Below are 9650 nucleotides of genomic sequence, written 5' to 3'. Positions count from 1 at the left end.
CCACAGGTAGCCGGTCGCCTTGTCGCGGGCGATGACGTCTCCGTGACCGTCCCCGGTGAAGTCCGTCCGGATGATGACATCCATGCCGTTCCATCCCGTGCTGATGGTCGTCCGGATGCCGAGGGACGTCCCGTTGCCGGGGTAGAGATACAGGTTGCCCGTGGAGGGCTGGCGGCTCAGCAGGTCGGACCAGCCGTTGCCGTTGAAGTCTCCGAAGGAGGTCGCCGGAATGGGAGCGACGTCCAGGTAATCGTTGTCGATGTTGATCGTCACCCCGCCCCACGTCTCGTTGTGGTCGCCTCGGTACTGCTTCATCCGCCGCTGGGGAGACCAGTACGAGCTGGGGATCGCCGGGTCGGACACGGTGGCGGCGCCGTCCCAGCGGGCGAAGTCCAGGTAGTCGGGCCGGACGTAGCCGGGGGTGTTGTAGGCCGCGACCTGGTCGGCGACGCCTGAGGCCATGCTGCCGTAGAAGCCGGAGAGGTAGCCGAGGTCGTGCAGCCGTGCCGTCCAGGCGCTCATGAACGCGAGCACCGCGGAGCGGCAGGCCGCGTCGTCGGTCCGGTACGCCTCCATGTCGAAGATGAGTACGCTCTCCGGCGCCAGGCCCAGCGCCTTCGCCTGGGCGACCGCGTCGTCCGCCTGTGCGCGTCCCTGCGCCGCCGGGTTCGCCGGGTCGATGAGATAGCGCTTGGTGGACGTCGTGCACGGTGACTGCAGCCCGAGATAGATCGGCACGAGATGCCAGCCCGCAGCCTGCTGGGTGGCGACCCACGAGGCGGTCAGGTTGGGCTGCGTGCACGCGCGGTTGACACCGCCGAAGTAGATGACGATCGCCCCGTAGRSCKACCTGCTCGCCACCGCCTGCCTCGGCGGCGCCACCCTGGCGCTGCGGCACGGCGTCGCCATCGGCCCGCCGGTGCTCGCGGCGCTGCGGGGCAAGCTGCTGATGTTCGTCGGCAACGTCGCGGTCGGCCTGGTCGTGGTCGCCCTGGTGGAGATCGACGCCCGCTGGCTGCTGCTGCTCCCGCCGCTGCTCTGGCTGCTCCAGCAGACCTACCGGCACCGGCTCCGCGCCGACCAGGAACGGCGGGACTGGCGGGCCTTCGCGGAGGCGACCGCCGCGCTCAACCAGCTCGACGAGCGCGGGGTGGCCACCGCCGCGGTGACCGGCGCGCTGACCCTCTTCGGTGCCGAGCTGGTCGACGTCGACGTGGCCCGGGGCGACGGCCGCTGGCGCCGGTACCGGGGGGACGCCTCCGGCCAGGTGCGCGACCGCGAGGTCGGGCCGCCCGCCCGGCCGTCCACCGCGGAACACGAGCTGGCCCGCCCGCTGAGCGTCGGCGACGTCGAGGTCGGCGAACTGCGGGTCCGCTTCCCCGCCACCGCCCCCCCGAGTGCCCGCGAGCGGGACGCCGTGGCCGCCTTCTCCGACGCCCTCGCCGCCGCGCTGCACGACGCGGCCACCCACCGCGAGCTGCGGCTGGTCAGCGCGCGGTCGTCGTACGAGGCGGTGCACGACGCGCTGACCGGGCTGGTGAACCGGGCGGCCATGCTCAGCAAGGGCGACCAGGCGCTGCGGCAGCTCGCCCACGACCACCCGGTGGCGCTGCTGCTGCTGGACATCAACCAGTTCAAAGAGGTCAACGACACCCTCGGGCACGCGGCCGGCGACCAGCTGCTGCGGCTCACCGCCAACCGGCTCGGCACCCTCGCCCGCCCGGGCGACCTGCTGGGGCGCCTCGGCGGGGACGAGTTCGCCCTGCTGCTGACGTCGGTCCCGGTGATCGGCGACCGGTCCGCCCCCGGTGGCGTACGCGCTGCGCCAGGCCCGGGAGATCGCCGAGCGGCTGGCCGCGCCGACCGAGGTGGCCGGGGTGCGGATGTCCGTCGAGGTGTCGGTGGGGGTGGTGGTGGCCGGGGCGGGCACCGCCGACCTGACCGAGCTGCTGCGCCGGGCCGACATCGCCATGTACCAGGCCAAGGAGGGCGGCGGCAGCGTCGCCGCGTACGACAGCGCCCGGGACGCCGCGAGCACCGACCAACTGGCGCTGCTGGCGGAGCTGCGGGAGGCGTTGCAGGCCGACGACCAGTTGGTGCTGGCCCTGCAACCGGCGGTCGACCTGGCCACCGGCGCCCCGACCGGGGTGGAGGCGTTGATCCGCTGGCGGCACCCGCGCCGCGGCTGGCTCGGCCCGGCCGACTTCATCCGCCCGGTGGAGAACAGCGAGCAGCTCGGCGCCTTCACCCGGTACGTGCTGGACAAGGCGCTCGCGGTGGCGGCCGACTGGGCCCGGGAGGGCCTGGACGTGCCGATCTCGGTGAACCTGTCGGCCCGTAGCCTGCTCGACCCCCGGCTGCCGGCCGAGATCGCCGACGCGCTGCGCCGCCACCAGGTGCCGCCGCACCGGTTGGTCCTGGAGATCACCGAGACGGTGGTGATGAGCGAGCTGGAGGTGATCGACGAGGTGCTGGCCACGGTCCGCGCGATGGGCGTGCAGCTCGCCGTCGACGACTTCGGCACCGGCTTCTCGTCGCTGACCTTCCTGACCCGGATCGCGGTCGACGAACTCAAGGTCGACCGCTCGTTCGTGATCCGGATGGCCGAGTCGCCGGAGGCCGCGGCGATCGTCCGGACCACCGTCGGGCTCGCCCACGAGCTGGGGCTGCGGGTGGTCGCGGAGGGGGTGGAGACCGCCGAGCAGCGGCTCGCCCTGGCCGAGCTGGGCTGCACCGCCGCCCAGGGCTACCACTTCTTCAAGCCGATGCCGGCCGACAAGATCGGCGCGGTGCTCGGCACGCTGCGCGAGGCGGCCGAGTCGAACGTCTTCCCGCTGCGCGCCGACGGCGCCTCCTGACCCACCGCCCGCTCGCGGGACGTGGCGTGTCGCGGTGTCCGGGCGGCGGGACACCGCGACACGCCGCAAACGGTTGCCCGGGTGGCGGGTCAGGCGCGGGGAAGGACCTCGCCGACGACGGTCGGCAGGGCCGCCCAGTCAGCGGAGACGATGCTGGCGTGCGCCGCCGCCAGTTGGGCGACCCGGGCCCGGGCGGCGTCCGGGTCGGTGTTCCCCACCTTCGGCGGCACGTTCTGCGCGTCGGTCATCACGAGCAGGTAGTGGTTGGTGGCGTACCAGGAGGTGTCGATGCCGCCGCCGACGTACGCGCTCGCGTCGCCGTCGAAGACGACGAACCACGGCCGCAGGCTCACCTCGGTGTAGCGTGTGCGCGGGTCGCCGGCCTGGGCGTTGTGCACGGCGGGGAACGCCTGGGCCCGGGCGAGGGTGCCGGCCGAGGCGAGGCCGGCGAGGTGACGGGCGTACTCGACGTCGGTGCGGAGCGTGTCGGTGGGGTTGCCCTCCTCCACGGTGCCCGGGATCAGCTCCACGAGCACCTTGCCGGCGAGCTGCTGGCGAATCGGCCAGGCGTCGGCCCGGGCGGCGGCGTCCAGCGAGGCGTACCCGCCGCGCAGGTCGACCGGGCGGAAGACCCGGTCGCCGAGCCGGGCGGCGAGCAGCGCGTCGAGCTGGACCGGTCCCTGCCCGGTACGAGCGCTGAAGCCGGTCTTCAGCTCCAGCTTGAGCTGCACCGGCCCGGCGTCGGGGTGGGCGCCCAGCCAGAGCCGGATGTCGTCCAGGCAGTGTTCGAGGTTCTTGTTGCGGGTGCCGGTGTAGAGCTGCGCCGCGCTGGTGGCGGCGACGCAGTTGTTGTCGTTGCCGAGCGGGTTGGAGTGGCTGACCCGCCACTGGCGCGTGATCACGTCCGGCCAGACGTCCAGCTCGATCATCCCGGGGCGGGCGTCGAGCGCCTGCGCCAGGTAGGTGTAGGTGCCGCGCTCGTACGCGTTGTGGGTGCCGACGGCCGTGGTCCCGGAGATCCGGGTGGCGGGGTCCACGGCGGCGGCCGCGGGTTGTCCGGTGAGGACGACCGCGAGCACTGCGACCGAGGTGAGTACGGACAGACGACGGGATCCGCGCATGCGTGCCTCCTCGCGAGGCCGGCGACGATCGCCGGCATGCACAGATATAAATAGATGAAAGTGAACTACGGAAGGCCCCGTGATTGCCGTCGGTCCGCCCGGCGCGGGCCCGCCCGGCTGGATATGGTCGTCGGGTGAACCGACTCGCCGACGCGACCTCGCCGTACCTGCTCCAGCACGCCGACAACCCGGTCGACTGGTGGCCCTGGTGCGCCGAGGCGTTCGCGGAGGCGAAGCGGCGGGACGTGCCGGTGCTGATCTCGGTGGGCTACGCGGCCTGCCACTGGTGTCACGTGATGGCGCACGAGTCGTTCGAGAACGAGCAGGTCGGCGCGCTGGTCAACGACGACTTCGTGGCGATCAAGGTGGACCGGGAGGAGCGGCCGGACGTCGACGCGGTCTACATGACCGCCACCCAGGCGATGACCGGGCAGGGCGGCTGGCCGATGACGGTCTTCGCCACCCCCGACGGCACCCCGTTCTTCTGCGGCACCTACTTCCCCCGGGCGAACTTCGTCCGGCTGCTCCAGTCGGTCGCCACGGCGTGGCGCGACCAGCGCGAGGCGGTGCTGCGCCAGGGCGCCGCCGTGGTCGAGGCGATCGGCGGCGCCCAGGCCGTCGGCGGCCCGACCGCCCCGCTCACCGCCGAGCTGCTGGACTCCGCCGCCGACCAGCTCTCCCGCGAGTACGACGCGACGAACGGCGGCTTCGGCGGCGCGCCGAAGTTCCCGCCGCACATGAATCTGCTCTTCCTGCTCCGGCACCACCAGCGCACCGGCTCGGCGCGCAGCCTGGAGATCGCCCGGCACACCGCCGAGGCGATGGCCCGGGGCGGCATCCACGACCAGCTCGCCGGCGGCTTCGCCCGCTATTCGGTGGACGCGCACTGGACGGTGCCGCACTTCGAGAAGATGCTCTACGACAACGCCCTGCTGCTCAGGTGCTACGCCCAGCTCTGGCGGCTCACCGGCGACCGGATGGCCCGGCGGGTGGCCCGGGACACCGCCCGGTTCCTCGCCGACGAGCTGCACCGGGCGGGGGAGGGGTTCGCCTCCGCGCTGGACGCCGACACCGAGGGCGTCGAGGGGCTCACCTACGCCTGGACGCCGGCCCAGCTCGTCGAGGCGCTCGGCGAGGAGGACGGCCGCTGGGCCGCCGACCTCTTCGAGGTGACCGAAAAAGGCACCTTTGAGCACGGCGCGAGCGTGCTGCGGCTGGCCCGGGACGTCGACGACGTCGACCCGGAGATCCGGGCCCGCTGGCGGGACGTCGTCGGCCGGCTGCTCGTCGCCCGGGACACCCGCCCGCAGCCGGCCCGCGACGACAAGGTGGTGGCCGCCTGGAACGGCCTGGCGATCACCGCGATCGCCGAGTTCCTCCGGGTCGCCGCCCTCTACGCCTCGCCCGACGACGAGGACGCCAACCTGATGGAGGGCGTCACCATCGTCGCTGACGGCGCGATGCGCGACGCCGCCGAGCACCTGGCCGCCGTGCACATCGTGGACGGGCGGCTGCGCCGGGCGTCCCGGGACAAGGTGGTCGGCGAGCCTGCCGGCGTGCTGGAGGACTACGGCTGCGTGGCCGAGGCGTTCTGCGCGATGCACCAGCTCACCGGCGAGGGGCGCTGGCTGGAACTGGCCGGCGGGCTGCTCGACGTGGCGCTGGCCCGGTTCGCCGCCCCGGACGGCGGCTTCTACGACACCGCCGACGACGCCGAGCAGCTGGTCGCCCGGCCGGCCGACCCGACCGACAACGCCACCCCGTCGGGGCGCTCGGCGATCGTGGCGGCGCTGGTGGCGTACGCGGCGCTGACCGGGGAGAGTCGCTACCGGGAGGCGGCCGAGGCGGCGCTGGCCACCGTCGCGCCGATCGTCGGGCGGCACGCCCGCTTCACCGGCTACGCGGCGACGGTGGGGGAGGCGCTGCTTTCCGGGCCGTACGAGATCGCGGTGGCCACCGACGACGCGGTGGGGGATCCGCTGGTGGCCGCCGCCGCGCGGCACGCCCCGCCGGGCGCGGTCGTGGTGGCGGGGCGACCCGACCAGCCGGGGGTGCCGCTGCTCGCGGACCGCCGCTGGTCGACGGGCGGCCCACCGCGTACGTCTGCCGGGGTTTCGTCTGCCAGCGGCCGGTGACCTCGGTCGACGACCTGGTCGCCCAGCTCGGCTGACGCCCGGAGTCGAGCTGGCGGGCCGGAGCCCCTCGCGGCGTGATCGCCGGCGGCCCGGATAGGCTGGCGGCGCTATGGATTCCCGTACCGGTCTGCCCGTCGTCGGCATGGTGGGCGGAGGCCAGCTGGCCCGGATGACCCACCAGGCCGCCATCGCCCTCGGCCAGTCACTGCGCGTGCTGGCGCTCGCCCCGGACGACGGCGCCGCCCTGGTCGCCTCCGACGTCCAGTACGGCGACCACACCGACCTCTCCGCGCTGCGCACCTTCGCCAAGGGCTGCGACGTGGTCACCTTCGACCACGAGCACGTGCCCACCGAGCACATCCGCGCGCTCGCCGCCGAGGGCGTGAAGCTCTTCCCGCCCGCCGACGCGCTGCTGCACGCGCAGGACAAGCGGATCATGCGGGAGCGCCTCGGTGCGCTGGGCGCTCCGAATCCGGCCTGGCGGCCGGTCGCCGAGCCTGCCCACCTGGTCGCATTCGGCGAGGAGACCGGCTGGCCGGTGGTGCTGAAGGCCGCCCGCGGCGGCTACGACGGCCGGGGCGTCTGGATGGTCGACGACGCCACGCAGGCCGCCGAGCTGGCCGCGACGCTGCTCGCCGGCGGCACCTCGCTGATCGTCGAGGAGCGGGTGGCGCTGCGTCGGGAGCTGGCCGTGCAGGTGGCCCGCTCGCCGTTCGGGCAGGTGGCCGCGTACCCGGTGGTGGAGACCGTGCAGCGGGACGGGATCTGCGTCGAGGTGCTGGCCCCCGCGCCCGACCTGCCGGAGGAGTTGGCGCTCGCCGCCCAGCAGCTCGCCATCGACCTGGCCACCGCGCTCGGCGTGGTCGGCCTGCTGGCGGTGGAGCTGTTCCAGACCGACGCCGGCCTGGTCGTCAACGAGCTGGCCATGCGGCCGCACAACTCCGGGCACTGGACCATCGAGGGCGCCCGCACCTCGCAGTTCGAGCAGCACCTGCGGGCCGTGCTCGACTACCCGATGGGGGACACCTCGCTGACCGCGCCGGTGGTGGTGATGGCGAACGTGCTCGGCGGCGAGCCGGGCGGCATCTCCATCGACGAGCGGCTGCACCACCTCTTCGCCGCCGAGCCGGGCGCCAAGGTCCACCTGTACGGCAAGCAGGTGCGGCCAGGCCGCAAGATCGGGCACGTCACGGTGCTCGGCACCGACCTGGACGACGTACGGGCGCGGGCGGCGCGGGCCGCCCGTTGGCTGAGGGAGGGGCAGGCGTGAGCACCGTCGGGCTGATCATGGGCAGCGACTCGGACTGGCCGGTCATGAAGGCCGCCGCCGAGGCGCTGGACGAGTTCGGGGTGCCCTACGAGGTGGGCGTCATCTCCGCCCACCGCACCCCGGTCAAAATGATCGAGTACGGTCGCTCCGCCGCCGACCGTGGCGTCAAGGTGATCATCGCCGGGGCGGGCGGCGCCGCCCACCTGCCCGGCATGGTCGCCTCGGTGACCCCGCTGCCGGTGATCGGCGTGCCGGTGCCGCTGAAGCACCTCGACGGGATGGACTCCCTGCTCTCCATCGTGCAAATGCCGGCCGGGGTGCCGGTGGCCACCGTGTCGATCGGCAACGCCCGCAACGCGGGCCTGCTCGCCGTCCGCATCCTGGCCGCCTCGGACCCGGCGCTGCTGAAGCGGATGACCGCCTTCCAGGCGAGCCTGGAGGAGATGGTGGCCGAGAAGGACGCCGCCCTCCGCGCCGCCCTCGCCTGACCGCTACACCCGACGACGGCGCTCACCGTCGGTGATCCCGGGCGACATCACGCAGCGTGTCGGCTGTGCCGCCTCCCGGATCCCAGGTTCGCTCCCTTTGCTCTGCTGCTACCCAGGCGACACCGCCTTGAACAGCCGAAACGCGATACGCCGTGAGACCGGCCGTCAGCGGGTCGTCACTCGGCGTGAGTGGTGCGTGGAGGGCAGCAGAGCAAAGGCGCTGCGGGTAGGGCTTGGGCCGGAGCTCGCCGTCACCGCTGGTAGCCGCGACTCCTGATCACGTCGGGGATCAACCAAGCCGCCCGGCGGCGACGGGCGACCGGCGACCGGTGACCGGCACCGGCACCGACATGGTTCCGGCCGCGACGAGGCCCCCCGCACCAGGCTCGGCAACCAGTTCGTGATCCGCGACCACCCGGCACGCTCTGCGCAACACGGCACTCACGCCACAGGGACCCTCCGATTCATCTCATGCCGCGCAGCGCGGTCTGCAACCGTTCCTGAGCGCGGCGGCGGCGCTCGTTGCTCGCGCCCAGCACCAGCAGCACCACGCCGACCGGGATCAGCACCAGCCACGGGCCGAGGCTGAACAGCGCGTGCACCGCGGCGATCGCGGTGACCGTGGCGCCGACGATCACCGGTGCCTGCTGCCGGCTCGTGGTGCCGAAGATCAGCACCGCCACCGCGCCGAGCAGCAGCAGCACCTGCCGCAGCATGCTGGACTCGGTCGCCAGCACGATCGCCAGGGTCGGCACGAACGCGGTGACCAGCGCCGGCCCGTAGGCCACCCAGCTCGACAGGTCCGGCCGGTGCCGCAGCTCCAGCACCCCCACCAGCAGGGCGAGCGCCGCGAACGGCAGCGTGTACGCCTCCGGCAGCGCCACGTCGGCGACCCGCATCAGGATCCACCAGGCGGTGATCTCGCACGCCACCACCGCCCAGAACAGGATCTGCCGTTCCAGCGGGCGGCGCCCCGGCCGGCTCGCGGCCACGCCGAGCACGGCGCCCCAGGCGGCCAGCAGGGCGGCCGATGTGCCGGGGGGAGTCGGTAGGCCAGCGCCAGGGCGATCAGCGCGGCCGCGTACCCGGTCCACTCCACGGTGGCCGCCTCGGGCTGCGCCTCGGGGCGGCGCAGCCTCGGCAGGGTCGCCGCGAACACCTGCAACGCCGCGCCGACCGCCAGCACCCCGAACGCCGACCAGACGGCGGCGAGCCCGGCGACCAGCCCGGCGGTGAGCACGAAGAGTTGCGCCATCAGCGAGGCGAAGAGCCAGCCGAGGATGCGTGCCCGCTGGGTGGTGCCGTAGAGCGCCGCGACGGCGCCGACGCCCACCGCCCCGCCCAGCGTGAACAGGGTCAGGCCCTGGGTGCCGAGGCTGCCGGCCAGCCCGGCGCCGCCGCCGGCCAGCCCGATCACGAAGACCAGCACCCGGGTCACCCGCAGCGACCGGGCCGGCTCGGCCAGCGGCGGCGGCGGGGTCAGCGCGAGCCCGAGCATCGAGATGGTGAAGACCGCGAGTGCCGCCAGGGCGCTCTCCGGCCAGGCGTGGCCGAGCGCCACCGGGGTGATCAGCAGGGTCACCGCCAGCCCCGGCAGGACCACCGGTACGGCCCGCGCGCGCCGCCCGCCGCTGAGCCCGGTGGCGGCCAGCGCCGCGGTCGCGGTCAGCAGCAGCGCGGTCAGCACGTGGGTCGGGTCGACCGCCTCCGGGGGCGGGGTGAGCAGCTCCGGCGGTGGCCCCTGCCAGATTCGGGAGAGCATCCGGTGCGGCTCCACC

The 9650-nt window shown here is 73.9% G+C and carries 5 protein-coding genes and 2 pseudogenes; 4 read left to right on the top strand and 3 right to left on the bottom strand.

The features are described 5' to 3' along the window. On the bottom strand, window positions 1-861 hold an 861-nt coding region (locus JNW89_RS18000), incomplete at its 3' end, for a glycoside hydrolase domain-containing protein (RefSeq protein ID WP_238449799.1). Between JNW89_RS18000 and JNW89_RS17995 the strand changes: the two are divergent. Next, window positions 851-2858: pseudogene (locus tag JNW89_RS17995) on the top strand (putative bifunctional diguanylate cyclase/phosphodiesterase); the annotation flags it as partial. The gene JNW89_RS18000 and the pseudogene JNW89_RS17995 overlap by 11 nt on opposite strands. A gap of 89 nt (window positions 2859-2947) precedes the next feature. On the opposite strand, the gene JNW89_RS17990 reads toward JNW89_RS17995, so the two are convergent. Continuing rightward, window positions 2948-3979 (bottom strand): phosphatidylinositol-specific phospholipase C domain-containing protein, encoded by a 1032-nt coding sequence (locus JNW89_RS17990; RefSeq protein ID WP_238449798.1) that lies wholly within the window; start codon window positions 3977-3979, stop codon window positions 2948-2950. 134 nt (window positions 3980-4113) lie between these two features. Between JNW89_RS17990 and JNW89_RS17985 the strand changes: the two genes are divergently transcribed. From JNW89_RS17985 to purE, 3 genes are all read left to right on the top strand, one after another. Further along, window positions 4114-6114: a thioredoxin domain-containing protein gene (locus JNW89_RS17985; protein WP_375155114.1), complete on the top strand. Its 2001-nt coding sequence runs from the start codon at window positions 4114-4116 to the stop codon at window positions 6112-6114. A gap of 109 nt (window positions 6115-6223) precedes the next feature. Next, window positions 6224-7384 (top strand): 5-(carboxyamino)imidazole ribonucleotide synthase, encoded by a 1161-nt coding sequence (locus JNW89_RS17980; protein WP_238449797.1) that lies wholly within the window; start codon window positions 6224-6226, stop codon window positions 7382-7384. Beyond that, window positions 7381-7872 carry a 5-(carboxyamino)imidazole ribonucleotide mutase gene (gene purE, locus JNW89_RS17975; protein WP_238449796.1) on the top strand — a complete coding sequence of 164 codons (492 nt, stop codon included), beginning with the start codon at window positions 7381-7383 and terminating at the stop codon, window positions 7870-7872. Before JNW89_RS17980 ends, purE begins: the two co-directional genes overlap by 4 nt. A gap of 464 nt (window positions 7873-8336) precedes the next feature. Here the strand turns inward: purE and JNW89_RS17970 are convergent. Further along, window positions 8337-9650 (bottom strand): annotated as a pseudogene (locus JNW89_RS17970) (SCO7613 C-terminal domain-containing membrane protein); the annotation flags it as partial.

The organism is Micromonospora sp. 4G55 (genome assembly GCF_016803375.1).
Note: the sequence above shows the minus strand (reverse complement) of the source record. Positions and strands in the feature narration are given on the sequence as shown.